The 16,751-nt window shown below is 44.0% G+C and carries 16 protein-coding genes, 2 pseudogenes and 1 riboswitch; of the genes and pseudogenes, 14 read left to right on the forward strand and 4 right to left on the reverse strand.

The window, feature by feature from the left end:
• Nucleotides 1-100: 100 nt before the first annotated feature.
• From PAV_RS22105 to PAV_RS22130, 6 genes are all read left to right on the forward strand, one after another.
• Entirely contained in the window at nt 101-601 is a 501-nt protein-coding gene (locus PAV_RS22105) for a response regulator (RefSeq protein ID WP_005549961.1), read from the forward strand.
• 176 nt (nt 602-777) lie between these two features.
• Nucleotides 778-2,487: a sensor histidine kinase gene (locus PAV_RS32590; RefSeq protein ID WP_238555886.1), complete on the forward strand. Its 1,710-nt coding sequence runs from the start codon at nt 778-780 to the stop codon at nt 2,485-2,487.
• A 183-nt stretch (nt 2,488-2,670) separates the two neighbouring features.
• The gene (locus tag PAV_RS22115; protein ID WP_005549963.1) at nt 2,671-3,459 is read left to right on the forward strand and encodes a transporter substrate-binding domain-containing protein; all 789 of its coding nucleotides are present in this window, start codon (nt 2,671-2,673) and stop codon (nt 3,457-3,459) included.
• Between the two features lie 154 nt (nt 3,460-3,613).
• Nucleotides 3,614-4,270, forward strand: coding sequence for an amino acid ABC transporter permease (locus tag PAV_RS22120; RefSeq protein WP_005549965.1), 657 nt, complete (start codon nt 3,614-3,616; stop codon nt 4,268-4,270).
• A complete protein-coding gene (locus tag PAV_RS22125) occupies nt 4,263-4,985 on the forward strand; it encodes an amino acid ABC transporter ATP-binding protein (protein ID WP_005549967.1) in 723 nt (240 codons plus the stop codon). The genes PAV_RS22120 and PAV_RS22125 overlap by 8 nt, the downstream gene beginning before the upstream one ends.
• Nucleotides 4,986-5,230: 245 nt before the next feature.
• Nucleotides 5,231-5,399: riboswitch (cyclic di-AMP (ydaO/yuaA leader) on the forward strand.
• A 2-nt stretch (nt 5,400-5,401) separates the two neighbouring features.
• Complete coding sequence (locus PAV_RS22130) at nt 5,402-6,115, forward strand: 3D domain-containing protein (protein ID WP_005549969.1); 714 nt, start codon at nt 5,402-5,404, stop codon at nt 6,113-6,115.
• Nucleotides 6,116-6,195: 80 nt separating this feature from the next.
• Here the strand turns inward: PAV_RS22130 and PAV_RS33710 are convergent, their stop codons facing one another.
• Nucleotides 6,196-7,344: a polysaccharide deacetylase family protein gene (locus PAV_RS33710; RefSeq protein WP_005549970.1), complete on the reverse strand. Its 1,149-nt coding sequence runs from the start codon at nt 7,342-7,344 to the stop codon at nt 6,196-6,198.
• Between the two features lie 387 nt (nt 7,345-7,731).
• Between PAV_RS33710 and PAV_RS22140 the strand changes: the two genes are divergently transcribed.
• The 7 genes from PAV_RS22140 to PAV_RS22170 all read left to right on the forward strand — a co-directional run bounded on the left by PAV_RS22140 (nt 7,732) and on the right by PAV_RS22170 (nt 12,566).
• Nucleotides 7,732-8,433: a dihydroorotate dehydrogenase electron transfer subunit gene (locus PAV_RS22140; RefSeq protein WP_005549971.1), complete on the forward strand. Its 702-nt coding sequence runs from the start codon at nt 7,732-7,734 to the stop codon at nt 8,431-8,433.
• Nucleotides 8,414-9,349, forward strand: coding sequence for a dihydroorotate dehydrogenase (locus PAV_RS22145; RefSeq protein ID WP_005549973.1), 936 nt, complete (start codon nt 8,414-8,416; stop codon nt 9,347-9,349). Before PAV_RS22140 ends, PAV_RS22145 begins: the two co-directional genes overlap by 20 nt.
• 36 nt (nt 9,350-9,385) lie before the next feature.
• Nucleotides 9,386-9,733, forward strand: a complete 348-nt coding sequence (gene lpdD / locus PAV_RS22150) for a prenylated flavin chaperone LpdD (protein ID WP_005549974.1) — start codon at nt 9,386-9,388, stop codon at nt 9,731-9,733.
• A 259-nt stretch (nt 9,734-9,992) separates the two neighbouring features.
• Nucleotides 9,993-10,670, forward strand: a complete 678-nt coding sequence (locus tag PAV_RS22155) for a PspA/IM30 family protein (protein ID WP_005549977.1) — start codon at nt 9,993-9,995, stop codon at nt 10,668-10,670.
• A gap of 186 nt (nt 10,671-10,856) precedes the next feature.
• On the forward strand, nt 10,857-11,288 hold the full coding sequence (locus PAV_RS22160) for a DUF350 domain-containing protein (RefSeq protein WP_005549978.1): 432 nt from the start codon (nt 10,857-10,859) through the stop codon (nt 11,286-11,288).
• Nucleotides 11,289-11,312: 24 nt separating this feature from the next.
• Nucleotides 11,313-11,819 (forward strand): DUF4178 domain-containing protein, encoded by a 507-nt coding sequence (locus PAV_RS22165; RefSeq protein ID WP_005549980.1) that lies wholly within the window; start codon nt 11,313-11,315, stop codon nt 11,817-11,819.
• A gap of 9 nt (nt 11,820-11,828) precedes the next feature.
• Nucleotides 11,829-12,566 carry a DUF4247 domain-containing protein gene (locus tag PAV_RS22170; RefSeq protein ID WP_005549982.1) on the forward strand — a complete coding sequence of 246 codons (738 nt, stop codon included), beginning with the start codon at nt 11,829-11,831 and terminating at the stop codon, nt 12,564-12,566.
• 97 nt (nt 12,567-12,663) lie between these two features.
• On the opposite strand, the pseudogene xerS reads toward PAV_RS22170, so the two are convergent.
• Nucleotides 12,664-13,751 (reverse strand): annotated as a pseudogene (xerS, locus tag PAV_RS22175) (tyrosine recombinase XerS).
• A 151-nt stretch (nt 13,752-13,902) separates the two neighbouring features.
• Between xerS and PAV_RS22180 the strand changes: the two are divergent.
• Nucleotides 13,903-15,263, forward strand: a pseudogene (locus tag PAV_RS22180) (MATE family efflux transporter).
• A gap of 190 nt (nt 15,264-15,453) precedes the next feature.
• Here PAV_RS22180 and PAV_RS36975 read toward each other — a convergent pair.
• Nucleotides 15,454-15,582, reverse strand: a complete 129-nt coding sequence (locus tag PAV_RS36975; protein WP_005549985.1) for a hypothetical protein — start codon at nt 15,580-15,582, stop codon at nt 15,454-15,456.
• Nucleotides 15,579-16,217, reverse strand: a complete 639-nt coding sequence (locus tag PAV_RS22185) for a hypothetical protein (RefSeq protein WP_157267149.1) — start codon at nt 16,215-16,217, stop codon at nt 15,579-15,581. The genes PAV_RS36975 and PAV_RS22185 overlap by 4 nt, the downstream gene beginning before the upstream one ends.
• Nucleotides 16,218-16,751: the final 534 nt, after the last annotated feature.

The following is a 16,751-nucleotide window of genomic DNA, read 5'->3' on the forward strand; positions in this document are numbered from 1 at the left end:
TACTATAATATGAATCATAATCATCCTTATCGTTGTCGTAATAACTCGATTGTTGTCGTCCTCATCGGAAGGAGGATAGGATTGTGGAACTATTTTTTTCGTGTTATTTTCCGCGTCTGTCCCATTTATTATTTATTTATACTTTATAAGTAAGCAGCGTCCCCGTTCACTTGAACAAGCTCCAGCTATAGCAGTCAACAGTTCGCCCAATCACAGGGATATGGACGAAGGACAGGATGTGGCGAGCCATTGTTCTATACTTGTTGTAGAAGATCAGCTGTCTATCCGCATTCTATTGAAGGAAGCGCTGGAAGAGCTGCCGCTAGAGGTAAGAGAGGCAGAGACGGGAGAGCAAGCGCTAGACTCGATGCGGGAATGTCCGAGCAGAATCGTGCTTATGGATGTTAGCCTGCCTGATATGAATGGGCTGGATGTTCTGCATACGGTTCGTACGATGCGTCCAGATACCGAGGTTATCATGATGTCTGCTTATAGTGATGCGGACAAAGTCAACGAAGCGAAGGCGGCTGGTGCGATTGGTTTCTTTTCGAAGCCATTCGACCTGGAAGAGCTGCGAGCGTACATATCATCCAGACTATAACTGACAGCGTTATCTCGTCCTGACAATTGTCAATCGGAGGATGTTATGTTTAGAACGATACAAAGTCAGCTTAGCGCCCGCATAGTGATAACACTAGTGGCTGCGTTAGCCATTATTTTTCTTTTTCCTATGAAGCTATACGCTCGATCATTGAAACAAGCCTGCAAAACAATTATTTGAACCAAGCTAGAATGGCCGCTAATGAAGTTGAAGCGGCCATTCGTCACCACAAGCTTATGGTAGAAACCTATGCGAGAATCATTCAAGGCATATTCGGTACTTCTAGTCGTATTAAAGCCAAGTTAGACCAAGTGACGGAATGGTATGCGAGTCAGCCTAATGAGCTTTTATTTGGCTATTGGTTTACGATGCAATCCAGTTCTCGATGGGCAGACAAATTTGCATCATGGTATGGATACGATGAGGCAGGCCAGCTTCGAAATTTTTATAGACAAGATCATGTGGATGAGTCATTGCCCCAGTATCGAGACGATCCGCGATATGACTATTATCATGGTGCCGTAAAGAAGAATGGAACCCACCTGACAGCATCTTATATCGACCCTTATCTCAACCAACCAATGATATCCATCAGCACACCTATATACAATTCAAGAGGCACACTGCTCGGTGTAGCCGGAGTTGATATACGGTATGGCGATTTGAAGCAGTTAGCAAGTAAGCTAAGTGTGCACCCCAACAGCAAGATTCTACTAATTACCCTTCAAGGTGATTTACTATACGACCCAGACAAAGATAGAAGCGTTTATGACAATATATACACGGATCTTAATGAAGATGCAGTTTCTTTGCTGCGCAAATTAGGAGATCAACAGGATGCCTTTATTTTGGATGATTATCATGGAAATTCAATGTATGTAAGTTCTGTAACGCTGGAGGAAGCGAACTGGAGAGCGATGATTATGCTGCCTGCGAGTGTAATCAACAATGTACTTATTCATGTATGGATTGTCACACTGACCACGATTAGCGTTATTATTGTAGCGATTTATTTCCTTATGAACTGGTGGATACGCAGACTGATCGTATTTCCGCTGGATCAATTAGTGAGTGCCTCACACCGAATTGCAAACGGGAACTATGAAGGTACAGTTTGCATTGACTCAAATAACGAATTTTGCATGCTTGGCTCTGATATGAATCGAATGAGCGAAGCATTGCGTCAGAAGGCTAAGATGGAACAGGAAATAAAGCGTATGAGCGCTTTGCAGGTTGTGGGGGAGATGGCTGCTGCAATCGGTCATGAAATACGGAACCCGCTAACGACTATAAAGGGATTTTTGCAGCTTCTGCGCAATAAACCGGAGCATGCGAATGAACATCTTTACTTTCATACGATGTTGGAGGAAATTGAGCGTGCAAATTCGATCATTACTGAATATTTGTCCCTGGCCAAACATAAGATTGCTCAGTTCCGCCCCCATTGTATGAATGAAATCATTAGACAATTATACCCGCTTGTCCAAGCGACAGCATCCGCGAGCTGCCAGGATATTCGATTGGATCTAGCTCTGGTTCCTCAAATGGAAATGGATGAGAAGGAGATTAGGCAGCTTCTGCACAATCTCATCCGTAATGGCCTTGAGGCAATGGATGAAAATCAGGTTCTTACCATTCGGACTCGTTCTGAAGAGGGCACAGTAGTTCTAGAGGTGGAAGATGAAGGTCCTGGCTTTACACAAGATGTATTGCATACAGCGGGTACCCCATTTGTCACAACGAAGGAAAAGGGGACTGGGCTCGGATTGTCCATTTGCTACAGCATTGTGGAGCGCCATGAAGGGCAACTGGTCATTCAATCCTCACCGGGACGAACCTTGATTACCATCCGTTTGCCACTAACTCAAAAAAAGAATGATTTGTAGCCTCTATATTACCATAATTGACCGATGTATTATAAAATGAAAGAATTATGCACTATTACTCTATTTTGTTGTAATGAGCCTGCGAAAAAATGGTTGTATAACTATGCATATATGTGTATAATGATGTTACCTCACCAATTGCGAGCGGGGAAATCACATAAATGATGAGCGGGGTTGAAGGATATGAAATCACTGAAAATTGTTGCGGCATGCACACTCATTTTATCCTTATTAGTTGGCTGCGGTGCTAAAGAAGACCGTCTAGCAACTGTTCAAGAAAATAAGAAACTGGTACTTGGCACGAGTGCTGACTATCCACCATTTGAATTTCGCAAAACGGTAGACGGCAAGGATCAAATTGTCGGATTCGATATTGAGATAGCAAAGGAAATTGCGAAGGATTTGGGCGTAGAGTTAGAGATTAAGGATACATCTTTAACGACGCTGCCTGAGGAATTAAAAACAGGCAAGATCGACATTGCCATCGCGGGGTTGGATCCTTCGCCTGAACGGGAAAACGCAATGGAATTCTCTACACCCTATTATTTGGCGGAAGCTGGAGTCATTGTACGTGCAGCTGATAAGGACAAGTACAAGACACCTGAGGATTTGAAGGGACTAAAAGTTGGCGTACAGCTCGGATCGACATTCGAGAATGTCATACAGCAAATTCCAGATGCAAAGAAGGAAATGCTGGATAAAGTAAATGATCTCGTGCTGGCGTTAGAAGCAAATCGCTTAGAAGCGGTTGTCGTTGAGAAGCCTGTAGCAGCTGCATTTGCGGCAAACCGCAAGGAGGTTGCTGTCGCGCCAGTTGAGCTGAAGCCAGCAAGCGAAGGGTATGTGATCGGTGTTCGCAAGGGCAGCGTGAAGCTGCGCGATGAAGTGAATAAGACGCTTGAACGCTTGAAGCAGCAGGGGAAACTGGACGAATATATTACACAAGCGGTACAACTGGCGGAACAACAATAAAACAGCGGCTGTCGCTTAACAATGACGGTCAATGCTTTTACGTATGTGACGTATTCGCTCCTCTTGGGAATCCAACCAGTGAGGGGCGTTTTCTCTTTATTATAGAAGAAATACAGATTATGAGCCGTTATGCGTAGGGAAGGGGTAGGTTGTCATGTTCGATTGGATCGACATGTTATGGAAATATAAATTAGGGTTTGTATCCGGTGCTGGCATTACGGTGCTGTTGTCCGCGATATCTGTCTTATTCGGGCTGTTATTGGGTGTCACCATTGTACTAATGCGAATGTCGAAAATTAAGCCGCTGAAATGGTTTGCAGTGACTTATATTGAAGTATTCCGTGGAACACCACTGCTTGTACAATTATTCATCATTCATTATGGTCTCGCGGAATATGGTGTAGAGTTTACGGCTTTGACATCTGGGGCAATTGCCCTCTCCTTGAATAGTGGAGCGTATCTGGCTGAAATCTTCCGAGCAGGCATTCAATCTATTGACCATGGACAGTTGGAAGCAGCTCGTTCACTCGGCATGTCCAAGTCGATGGGAATGCGGCTGATCGTCCTTCCACAAGCATTTCGCAACGTTATACCGGCGATTGGGAACGAATTTATTACGATCATTAAGGAAACTTCGATTGTAAGTACGATCGGGATTGCGGACTTGATGTTTGAGACAAACATCATCCGTGCCAAAATCTATTCGGCTATGGGGCCGCTGCTGGGAGCGGCATGTATCTACCTGATTTTAACCTTTACATTATCGAAAGTGGTAGCACGTTTGGAAAGGAAGTTGAGCGAGCATGATTGAGATTCGGAATTTGCACAAATCGTATGGTAAATTAGATATTTTAAAGGGTGTCAACTTGTCAATCGATCGCGGTGAAGTGGTAGTAGTTATTGGTCCAAGTGGATCTGGAAAGAGTACGCTCCTTCGTTGCATTAATTTGCTGGAAACACCAACCAAAGGTGACATATTATTTGAAGGTCAATGCATCACGGACAAGTCACATAATATAAATAAGACACGTGAGAAAATGGGAATGGTTTTTCAATCATTCAACTTATTTCCTCATATGACTGTGCTCCAAAATATTGCACTTGCACCGATCAAGGTCAAAAGTGTGCCTGAAGCCGATGCTAAAAAACTGGCAATTGAACTGCTTGGCAAGGTTGGACTGGCAGATAAGGCAAATGCTTATCCAAGACAACTGTCCGGAGGACAGAAGCAGCGTATAGCCATTGCTCGTGCGCTTGCTATGCAGCCTCATGTAATGTTGTTCGATGAGCCAACGTCTGCGTTAGATCCAGAGATGGTTGGTGAAGTTCTTGAGGTTATGAAATCATTAGCTGCAGAAGGAATGACAATGGTCATTGTAACTCATGAAATGAACTTTGCAAGAGAGGTGGGAGATCGGATTCTGTTCATGGATGGCGGCAATATTGTGGAGGAAGGCTCTCCACAGCAGCTTTTCAACCAGCCGGCACATGCAAGAACGAAAGATTTCTTAAGTAGAGTTTTATAAATAGCTTACATCACAAAGGCATCCAAATCAGGGGTGCCTATTTTTGTTAAGTCCATTTGAAAGCGTTTTCGTTTACAAATCAGAAATATGTGTTATGATAGGTCTATAAAGATTACAAAAATGTCATCTGGGATTACAAATTTGTTATGAAATAAAAAAATTTCGAAGCTTCAAACCATTGGGGGGCGCGGGTTCCAGAAACTTACCATCATATTCCTGCGCACAGGTTACAAAATTGTGATATGATGCAATCCGAGCCGAAACGACACACCCGTACGGGGGACTATTGACCGGTGTTCAATATTTTACCGAACACCTTGGGGTGAATCGCTTATTCCGCAAATGGAATAGCGTAGGGGAACTCCTTGACCCGAATCCGACAACTAACCCCGCAGGCTAATGCACAGGAGGAAAACATGCGTAAAAGAATTACAGTAACGATTACAGCTGCTTTACTTGGACTTGCGTCCATTCTTCAAATTTTGCCGGCACAGGCGGAGCCCTATACGGTAATAGAGGGAGAAACGTTTTATTCAATTGCTAAGAAATACAACATGAGTGTTGAATCTGTATTGTCGGCAAATCCGACAATCAATCCTAAAAATTTGTATGGTGGTCTTTCCATCGAGCTTCCAGGACCTGTTGTTCAAAAGTCTGTATTGGAAGGTATGCCAGTCGGTAATGCTTTGGGTGGAGCAAATAATAACGGACAGGCAGTGAAGACGGCTTCGGCTTCAAATAATGAAAAGGCAGTTCAACAGGCTGCTCCTAAAAATGTGGTTCAAATGTCCTCAGGACGTACAGCAACATATAAAAAGACATTGAATATGCGTGCTACAGCATATACGGCCCATCCGAGTGAAAACGGAAAATGGGGTGCGGTAGATGCTTTGGGCAACGCATTGAAACTTGGTACAGTTGCAGTGGATCCAAAAGTCATTCCACTGGGTACGAAATTGTATATTACGGGATATGATTTCAAACACTTGCCAACAGGCGGGATGGTTGCGGTAGCTACAGATACCGGCGGTGCAATCAAGGGGAAAAAGGTTGACATTTTTGTACCGGTAAGTAAACAGACAGGCAACACATTCGGCGTGCAAGACGTAAAAGTGTACGTGTTGAAATAATATCTACTATTATAAAGTAGATCATACTTAATACCAGCAATTGAATAACAAGCCTCGCCATTCGGCGGGGCTTGTTTTATTTACTCCTTCTTCTCCTTCTGATCCTGAAGTAAATCCGGTAAGGTAACGAATTCATATTGCCGCTCTCTTAACTGCTTAATTATAGAAGGGAGTGCCTTTACGGTTCCATGCAAATACCCATTCTGTGTGCTACCGCTTGCATGCTGCAAAATAATGGAGCCTGGACGAACTTCACGCATGACATTCTGCAATATGTGTGATGCGCTCAAACCTCTCCAGTCATTTGAATCTACGTCCCAATTGACGACCAAGTACCCGTTATCTCCTGCCCATCGCAGTTGCTCCTCATTTATCTCGCCATATGGCGGACGGAAATAACGCGGTTTATATCCGATAGACTGCTCAATAATCCGTTCCGTATCCTTTAACTGATGCTCAAAGGCAGGAAGCGTGAGCCTCGTCAACAACGGATGGTTGTACGAATGATTGCCGATGATATGGCCTTCGCGAACCATACGCTCGACCAACTTCGGATATGCCTTGGCACGAGTGCCTACAAGGAAGAAGGTGGCTTGTATATTGTGCTCCTTCAATATATCCAAGACAAGCGGTGTAATTCGATTATCTGGTGCGTCATCGAAGGTAAGGGCAACTTGTCGTTCGCCTCGACGTTGCTTTGCATTTAATTTGAAGATATGCGGATACTTCACCCTAAGCTCTGCAATTGTGAGCTGTCGTTTCTTCATTTTATGCATGCTAGAACGTGAAGACTGCGAAGTTTGTGCTACAGATTGAGATGTGCTCGATTTTTGCCAAGTTTGCTTGCGAGCATTCGAATCATTTTCTATTTGTTGTCTAGAATGAGATTGCGCCTGCTTCTTTTTCAGTTCTTTGCGTTCTGTCTTCTCCGTCGTAACGGTGAACTTTGGCAAATGAATCGTTTCTAATCCAGTTGTCCCATGTAAGCTATTGTAGCTTTGAGAATGGGTGGTCTCTGATCCAGCCTTGAAAATGCGGGGGACAGAATGAGTGCGATCTTTCGTCCACAGGCTTTCAGTTGATGAATGGATTGATTCTGATTGCGTTTGATTGGGCTTGATCGGAGGAAGATTGGGTATGGATGGCGCTTCCTGTTGGCGAGCGAAGCAGCCAGCTACTGCGAGCAAGCACAAAGATAATACAGATAAACAAATTTGTTTATTTCGCATAGTGCCATTCCCCCATTCCGTAGACATCAATGTTCTTGTTATGTCCTTGGGGGTAAAGAAATATGCCCCAATCATCATTCAACAGTGACAGGGAATTAATCTCATTGTACAGGCAGCTGTTTCAAGCACGACTTGTAACTTCTTGCTAATATTCTGAAAATTTGCGAAACCATTGTCATAATGATGACTGATTTGTGATATGTGTCACAGTAGGGGGAGGTTTAGAACAGGCATAGTAGAGTTGTAAAGGTGAGAAAAGCTTTAAATAGGCCATATCGGGCCGCCACAGTAGGGTGGGGCTTTTCTTACGAGCAGGAATCTGCACGTCTCAATAATAACGTGAGAAGGATGCAGACTATCCTTACTCGTGAAAAAAGGAGCATACTTGTGTATACGATTCTTTCCAACGAACGCATCTCTGAAGGCATTTACCTCATGACGGTGGAGGGTCAGTTTCAAGCAAGAATGGGACAATTCTATATGCTGCGAGCCTGGAATATGGCACCCGTTCTGTCTCGTCCAATCAGTATTTGTAATCTGGAGCGGGATCGCATTCAATTCCTGTACAAAATTGCAGGAGAAGGCACACGATTGTTTGCACAGCTTCGTGAAGGAGACCGTATACAGCTGGAAGGGCCGTTCGGCAATGGTTTCCCCCACGTTAAAGGACGAACTGCGCTAATCGGAGGCGGTATAGGCATTGCACCCTTATTGTATACAGCGAAGCAGCTGGATAAACCGGATATTTATCTCGGCTTCCGAGGACAATCTTATTTAACGGAAGTTTACGAACCATATGCAAACGAATTAGTGGTTCGCGTAAACGGAAATCTGCTTGATGACATTGACTTGAGCAAGTATGACAATGTGCTTGTTTGCGGTCCACTCGGTATGATGAAGGCGATCGCTTTACAAGCAGAAGGCTTGGATACGAAAGTATATGTTTCTTTTGAAAAACGGATGGCTTGTGGAATCGGAGCATGTTATGTGTGCACAGTAATGAATAAAAACGGCAACCGCAAAGTATGTGCGGACGGGCCTGTATTTTTAGCGGAGGAGGTGGAATGGCATGCGGAACTTAGCTTGTAATGTGGCCGGAATTCCGTTCAACAATCCGATTGTGATGGCATCGGGGACTTTTGGCTTTGGACAAGAATATGCCAAATTGTATGATATCAACAAGCTGGGCGGCATCTCCTGCAAAGGGCTTACCCTCCATCCACGTAAGGGGAATAACGGTGCCCGAGTATGGGAAACACCTGGCGGAATGATGAATAGTGTAGGACTTGAAAATCCAGGCATCGATGCATTCCTGACAGAAGAAATGAAATTTTGGGAGACCATTGAACCGGTTAAAATCGCAAATCTGGGCGGCAGCAACATTGAAGAATATGTAATCGGGGCCCTGAAGATAACGAAGGATGCTGAGGAGCGCCGAAAAGCAAAAGTTCGGGCCGTGGATATGATTGAACTGAACATTTCATGCCCAAATGTAAAAGAAGGCGGAATTGCTTTCGGTGTTAAAACTGAAGTTGCAAGAGAGGTTATTCGCGAGGTTCGTCAAGTTACCTCGTTGCCTCTTGCTGTGAAACTGTCTCCAAACGCAGAAAATATTGTAGAAATGGCAGTCATGTGTGAGGATGAGGGAGCCGACTGCGTCTCCTTGGTTAATACGTTCTCCGGCATGAAAATAGATATTTATCAGCGTCGCAGCATGTTTTCAAATACGTATGCGGGCTTGTCTGGTCCAGCTATTAAGCCAATAGCGCTGCGAATGGTTCATCAGGTTGCACAGCAGGTGTCCATTCCGATTATGGGAATGGGTGGAATTGCGTCGGCCTCGGATATTATCGAGTTTATTATGGCAGGAGCCGAAGTCGTACAGGTTGGTACTTATAACTTTATGAATTTGCGTGCGGGGGAAGAGCTTTTGGCTGGACTTCAGAGCTTTATGGAAATGGAGAACATTCATAGTTTGGATGAAATTCGCGGTATTATTAGATAAGGTTCAAGCGGCTAAAATGAGGGGGCGCGAATTGGTATGAATCAGCTACAGCCGGGGGAAGATCTGAGCATCCAGTTCCAAAAAATCGGTAGGGATTATCTGTTCACGATTTGTGGTGGGGATCAGCATATTGGTGCCGTATCCACTGCATACAAGGGGCAGGGGACGGATCAGCAGGAATGGGTGGTGCAGACGAACAAGGTTCCGGGTCATAAGGAATATGTATTAACTGAACCTATGGCTCAACAGGCTGCACAGGAACTGCAAGCAACGGTAACGGTCTGTGCAGGCATTCACTATGATCATCTTACAACATCAGAGATTGAAGCTGTTGTTGATCGCGCTTGGAAGCAATTTTTACTTACATTGTCTGCAATGAAATAGAGCAAGTTGAGCGTCTGAGAGAGAAGATCGGGGTTTCCTGATCTTCTTTTTTATATTGTTTTCCATTCAATTTTGAATCTTTTTGTTGTGCTGCGATGGGTGTATACAAAATTCCACTTTTCCATATAAAATAGAGATAGGATTTTTTGTTTTTTGAAACAACTTTAGAACTGATTCGTATGAATGTGTAATGAAACATAATAGTAAATCACACGTATTTTGTTTCAATGGTTATGCAACTCAAAGGAGGAAATATACAATGTCCGTATTTAAACGTTTGCGTGATTTAACGATGTCCAATATTTATGCTTTGATTGAAAAGGCGGAAGATCCGATTAAGATGACGGATCAATATTTGCGCGATATGCAAGAGGATTTGGAAGAAGCAGAACGCGCAGTCGCACAGCAAATCGCGATCGAGAAACGCTTCAAACAATCTTATGAGGAGCAAGAGGCTCTTGTGAATAAGCGCGCTGAGCAAGCCGCAATTGCAGTTCAAGCTGATAATATTGAATTGGCACGCCGTGCGTTGGAAGAGAAAAAAGCTGCTGAAGCGAAAATGAATGAATATAAAGCAAGCTATGATCAAAATAAAGCTTCTGCAGATGCCCTTCGCGCGAAGCTGGAAGAAATGCGCAAGCAATACACAGATATGAAAAACAAGCGTGAAACGTTGGTTGCTCGTATCAACGCTGCGAAGGCACAAACAGAAATCAACAAAGCGATGGCGGGATTCAGCTCCGATACTGCTATGTCAGGCTTGAAACGCATGGAAGACAAAATGCTGCAAATGGAAGCTCAGGCTGAAGCGAGCAATGAAATTCGCGGAGCGGGAAGCAAGTCATTGGATGATGAGTTCGCGAGCTTGACAAAGGATAAAGGTGTCGAGGATGAATTGGCAGCCCTGATGAAGAAGTACGATAAATCTGCCGAATAATCGGAATCGGATATAGAAGACGCTTGTTATCTGATGTGCAAGCGTCTTTCTTTATTCTCCATCAAGGTATATGTCAGGATAAATTCGATACAATGAAGAGAACAAACTTTTATACGAGACTGCTCAATCTGGACAAACTTCGCTTAGGAAGGTATTCGTTATTGGAGCAGTGAAGGAGGATTCGAATTGAGTTTCGGATTAGAAAATTGGTCTGTCTTACTGGAAAATGTCCCGAGAATTGCAGTGTGGACAGCCATTGGAGCGGTGCTCTTATTCATTCTCATGATTGTAGACTCCTTTTTTACAGGATACAAAGATATTCATGAGATGAGACAAGGTAATGTAGCGGTGACGACTCGCTTTATTATGAAGCTGTTCTCCCAAGGCTATATTTTGTCTAGTTCTATTCGCGTCGCTTACAGCTTGGGCGAGGCATTAATGATGTCTCTCTTCTCATTTATTATTTTGCTCATTCTAGAGCTTCTTGTCCGCTTGTTGTTCCGTTCTGTATTCAATATGAACTTAGAAGTCGGAACGAAGGAAGGAAATATGTCCTATGCACTTGTGGCAGGATCGCTTCATGTGGTCGGCGCGCTAATTATCGCAGCCTGTGTATAACGCAACAGAAAGGAGGCACCATTCATGAGCATATGGAAACGTATCAAAAATATAATGGCTAAGCCGGAAGCGCCTCAACCGGAGAAAACCCCATCCACGCTCGGACCTGGCGATATTTGTGAAGTATCTTTAATCAGTTATGAGGTCATTGGACGTACGGATTGGCGCATGCGCAATTCGGCTTGGCTGACGCTGAGAGATGGCTCACAAATCAAATATTTACTCGTGGAGCAAAGAGAGAAAGCTTACTATAGTCTCTATGATTCCATTGATGGTCGTCTAGACGATGCGGAGGAAGTGCCTACAGAAATTGAGTTAGACGGGAAATGGTATTATATGGAAGACCAATATAACGGCAGAGTTGTGTGTACAGGACAAACGCCATTTGGCGTATCTGGGGAGCAGTACGTATGGCAATTTCAAGCCGATGATCGTAAGCTGCTTCGCATTGAATGGCAGGATGGACGATTCCAGTTGTATGAAGGAGATTCCGTCATATCTGCCGACGTACGCATCCTGCGCGGTTCTTAAGAGGCGCCTATGCGAAAATTCGGATTGGATTCAATCAAATGGCTAGTCATTTTCAGCTTGATTATTCCATTGTTGACCGCCTGCGGTCAGTATGATGTATCAGAAACGTATCCGCTGGAGTCGGTTAGTCGTGATGGAAAGAGCACTTCCTATATTTATCGTGCTGAAAATACGACCGTGCCAGAGGCAGTCAAGTCAATTGCTGATAAGCGCACACCTAAGCAGACATCGGAGCAGAGTGATGAACGGATGTTCCTCGTCTATGATGATGAGCTTATACAGGTGCAGCGCGACAAAGACAAACCAGAAGATGCGATCATCGAGGTTGATTCACATGAATATGTAAAACAGAATTATGACCGCAGCTTCCTGGAAATGTACTTGCAATACAAGCTGCTTGATACGCTGTTCGATTCATTAAGTGGAGCCGGGAAATACCGAGGTTACAATGATCGTCGTACATACGAACCGACGAAATCATATCAGAAGCCTACGGTGGAGGATAAGAAAAAAGCCCCTCCAATGACGGTTGAGCGAAAAGGCTCTATCTTCCGCAGAGGCTCTTCGTCAGATACGTCAACGAACACTGGTGGAGGGTTCTTCTCCAGACAGCCTAAGGATAATAGCAAGCGTGGCTCTATATCACGAGGGGATAGTGGAGGCAGTTATAATCCGCCGAAAGTAAAGAAGAATAAGCCGCCGAAGACTCGTTCAGGTTCGGGAAGCATCTTCCGACGAAAACGATAGGGCAGCTAATAAAGAATGAACCGCTCTTCTAATCCAGAGCGGTTCTATTTGTGTCTGTTCCATTTATAAGCTTATACAAACTTGATAGTTGAATACGTTATTCATCAGCACTTGGACGCCGCTCAATGGCCTCAGACATTGTCTTATCGGTTAGATGGGCATAAATTTCCGTTGTTTCAGTTGAGGCGTGGCCAAGCTGTTCTTTTGTTTTATAGATATCATTTTGCAAATAATAGTCCGTAGCAAAGGAGTGACGAAGCTTATGCACGGTTAGGGCAGGTTTGCCATATCTCTTTGCATATTTAATGATCATCTGCTGGATGGCGCGCTTTGTCATCCGATTGCCTTCCTTTTCTCCATTTTTGATTGCGAGAAAGAAGGCTTTTCTTTTTTAGGCGCTGCGTATCGAGTAGAACGGGTTGCTAAGTAATCGACCAGATCTTGTTTGGCACTATCGCGGTAATAAACGGGAGTCTTGAACGTTTCATCATTATGTCCCTTGCGGTACACGTAGACAAGCTTGTTGTTCATATCGACATCGTCCAAGTTCAGGTTGACGACTTCGCTGACCCGCAGTCCTGAGTTCAGAATCAGACTGACGATAGCAGCGTCTCGAACCGCATTTTGTGCATGGGCGTAAGCGGCTTGCTTATTATTGATGACATCTTGAGCATATCCTTCCCGCACATAGTGGATAAAGCCGCTGATTTCATTGTCTTCAAGCAGCTTTCCCTTGAGTTTGGAAGCACTGTCCTTCGGTTTATGTATACGTTTGATTTCGATTTTGGCCATTACATTCCGTTTTAATAACGGATAGAAATTCTCATCCTCTGCAATTTGGCTCAAGTAGTGAAATAGAGAGCGCAGAGAGGACAGCTTGCGGGATACGGTTACACGAGCATTCGTCGCTTCCTTGTATGTCGTCAAATAAATGCGGAACGAAGTAATATGCTCCATTCGCAGTGACTCCAAATCCAGCAGCGTAACATCTTTCAGGTCATGAGCATCAGTAAGTCCTTCTGAAACGAGCCAGCCTAAAAATATTTCGTAGTCCCGCACATATTCCAACAAGGAGGATGGAGATAAATCTGGCATCTTATATTCAATAAATTGTTGCACGTACCAGGGCAGGGACGGCAGCTTGTGCTGAAGCACAGCACGGTCTCTCGTCTTTTGAATCGTCATTTTTGGCAGAGACCTCCTTCCATACTCCTTCTATTGTAACCGAACTAGCGTTCTTGCGTAAAGAAACAAGTCGGTAGTCAAATATATGTTCAAACTAATGGGTAGAGATGCTACAATGGTTAAAGTTGTGCAGACAAGGAGATAAGAGGACATGAAACAAACTTACTCGTTAAAGCAAAAAATGATTCAAATGCTTCATATTTTACTGCCCATATTCGTAACGCAAGTAGCGATGCAGTTGATGACGTTCTTTGATACGGTAATGTCAGGCAACTACCGAACCTCTGATTTAGCGGGAGTAGCGATTGCAACGAGTATTTGGGTTCCCGTATATACGGGGCTTAGCGGAATATTTCTCGCGGTGACGCCGATCGTAGCACAGCATATGGGAGCAGGACGCAGGCAGTTAATAGCCCCAAGTGTGACCCAAGCAGCATATTTAGCTGTCATTTTCGGAGCGGCTGTCATCGGAATCGGTATTTTGCGGTTGATCCGATACTGACTTTCATGAAGCTGGATACAGATGTCCATCGAGTTGCTCGGGAATATTTGACTGCAATTGGCTTTGGAGTCATTCCATCTTTCCTTTACACCGTAATGCGCGCTAGCATTGATGGGCTTGGCTTAACTCGGGTTACGATGATTATTACACTGCTGTCCTTCCCAGTTAATGTGCTGTTGAATTACTTGTTCATTTTCGGAAAAATGGGGCTGCCTCAGTTCGGCGGCGCAGGAGCTGGAATCGCAACAGCAATTACGTATTTCATTATTACATGCGTCGCATTTGCATTTTTGCGCCGTAACGATCGTATGCGGGAAATGGGCATGTTTCGTTCTTGGAAGGGGATATCGCTTACGCATTGGATAGAAGTGCTGCTCATCGGGTTGCCAATTGGACTATCCATTTTCTTTGAAGTAAGTATATTCTCCATGGTAACCATATTCATGAGTGAATATGACACGGCAACAATTGCAGCACATCAATCGGCACTCAATTTCGCTTCATTATTATACATGCTTCCGATGAGCATCGCGATGTCATTAACGATTCTCGTTGGTTTCGAAGTAGGCGCCAAGCGATTCAAGGATGCGAAGACCTATGCGAGACTTGGTATATTTACAGCGGTGAGTTTATCCTTGCTATGTGCGGTATTCCTGTTCTTATTCCATAATGAAGTGGCAGGCATGTACACGAAGGAAGCGGGGGTACGCGAGATTACATCGTCGTTCCTTATATACGCTATATTCTTCCAACTGTCTGATGCGGTTGCGGCACCCGTACAAGGTACACTTCGCGGTTATAAAGATGTTAATGCAGTGTTCATTATTGCATTTGCCTCGTATTGGATTATTGGTTTGCCATTAGGCTATGTATTGGCCAACTGGACAGACTTGCAAGCCTATGGGTATTGGATCGGGCTTATTAGCGGGCTTGCAGCAGGCGCGGTTGCTCTGTTTACGAGACTTGCAATTGTAGAACGCAGAGTAATAAAGAACGTACAAACAAATTAATTAATGGAACTAAAAATTAGATTGATTAAATAAACGCATTCAGTAAATTACTCGAAACAAGAGGGCATCTGCTCTCTTGTTTTTTGTTTTGTTTCATTGAATTCAGTGATCTCCTCGGTATTTTTGTCCAACGACAGAATAAGGTTTACTTTGAAATTATTTAACCATGGATTATATGCAAAAAAAGCAATTATTTTTCTGGACGTTGATTTGCAGCAAGAAAAGTGAATACTTTTCTGAGTAACGACAGAAAATTGATCTGTTCTTCTTCATCCATAGTTTCAATTGGCACGGCAAAAAGAATGATTCTCGCAGTCATCTCAGCGTCGGTTCTCCTGTCGGGAATTCCGGAAGCAGATCATTCTCTCCCAGCACACTTACTGCCCGGTTCAGATGATCCTGCGAATCTGCAAAATGATGATGATGAGTGGGCCCTTCCCATGTTCCGATCCATTGTATATCTAAAACCTCATTTGCGTTTTTCCAATCTTCAATTCTGTTATCTACCCAACCATGCAGCTTCCAAAATATTGGGTTTACATGACTTGAATAAGTATCCCCTAAATAGTCATACTGAGGATTATCCCATCTTGAGTCTATAACTTCAGGATTCTCGGCAGCCACAGGAGGTCTTTGTTGACCAGGATTCGACGCAAACCGCATATGAAGATTATTATGAATCGTAAACTCGATGCGCGCTCCCATCTCACCCAAGCTCATATTCCTTAATTGTTCCGGATCTTTAAACTGATTTTCTAAAGGCAACAGAACCGTTGAATAATAGGAATCTGATTTTACTTGATTCAAATCGGAATTCCAAGCCGGAGGAACCGGATAATCCTGATCACCAGGCGCAGGAACATTCGTCCACCCTTCGACTTTAAGGTAATCGGGTTGGCCGATTCTTTCCAGTTCCTTGTTGACGGATGCGATCATTTGCCGATGCATAAACAAAAATCTTCACCTGAAGCATTGTTAAAGATTGGAGTTCTGTTTTGATTCAGGGCGGGGCGGGGGGGTTCCCACCCCAAGTTTCTCAAACTCTGCTGTGCTGAGCTAGACAGGCGGAGCCAATTGTTTCGCACTGTATGCCAAATATAGTGGTGCATTCGCATATCGCGGCTAGCCATCATTAAGATAATTTCATTCGGTAATTGAGGTACTGCCATTTGTTGATACTCCTTCGTTTTTCGATAGTTTCGAGCTTTAACAGTCTGCTAACCCATACGTTTTGCTTCATCGATCGCGCGGGACGCATCGACCAGACCAAAACCAGTGGCAAGGTCGGAACCCGGCATAGCCGGATTTTGATCGGATCGACCCTCTGTGAAGTCTTAAAGTTAATGTCATTCCTGCTTGTATGTACTCAATTTCGGATTGTCTGAATAGCTCCTTTGATTTTTCATTTTATTGATGTTGGAAACACATATAGATTGACCCAAAATACCGTTAAAATACATGGACATAAATTTCCTGTCTCTCTTGTCG

The organism is Paenibacillus alvei DSM 29 (genome assembly GCF_000293805.1).
GTDB classification, from domain to species: domain Bacteria; phylum Bacillota; class Bacilli; order Paenibacillales; family Paenibacillaceae; genus Paenibacillus_B; species Paenibacillus_B alvei.

Coding starts and splice junctions, on each gene's coding strand:
- lpdD (WP_005549974.1), top strand. CDS start 9,386: ATGAATCAGCTACAGCCGGGGGAAGATCTGAGCATCCAGTTCCAAAAA.
- PAV_RS33710 (WP_005549970.1), bottom strand. CDS start 7,344: ATGCGAAATAAACAAATTTGTTTATCTGTATTATCTTTGTGCTTGCTC.
- PAV_RS22115 (WP_005549963.1), top strand. CDS start 2,671: ATGAAATCACTGAAAATTGTTGCGGCATGCACACTCATTTTATCCTTA.
- PAV_RS22120 (WP_005549965.1), top strand. CDS start 3,614: ATGTTCGATTGGATCGACATGTTATGGAAATATAAATTAGGGTTTGTA.
- PAV_RS22165 (WP_005549980.1), top strand. CDS start 11,313: ATGAGCATATGGAAACGTATCAAAAATATAATGGCTAAGCCGGAAGCG.
- PAV_RS22155 (WP_005549977.1), top strand. CDS start 9,993: ATGTCCGTATTTAAACGTTTGCGTGATTTAACGATGTCCAATATTTAT.
- PAV_RS22170 (WP_005549982.1), top strand. CDS start 11,829: ATGCGAAAATTCGGATTGGATTCAATCAAATGGCTAGTCATTTTCAGC.
- PAV_RS22130 (WP_005549969.1), top strand. CDS start 5,402: ATGCGTAAAAGAATTACAGTAACGATTACAGCTGCTTTACTTGGACTT.
- PAV_RS36975 (WP_005549985.1), bottom strand. CDS start 15,582: ATGACTGCGAGAATCATTCTTTTTGCCGTGCCAATTGAAACTATGGAT.
- PAV_RS22125 (WP_005549967.1), top strand. CDS start 4,263: ATGATTGAGATTCGGAATTTGCACAAATCGTATGGTAAATTAGATATT.
- PAV_RS22145 (WP_005549973.1), top strand. CDS start 8,414: ATGCGGAACTTAGCTTGTAATGTGGCCGGAATTCCGTTCAACAATCCG.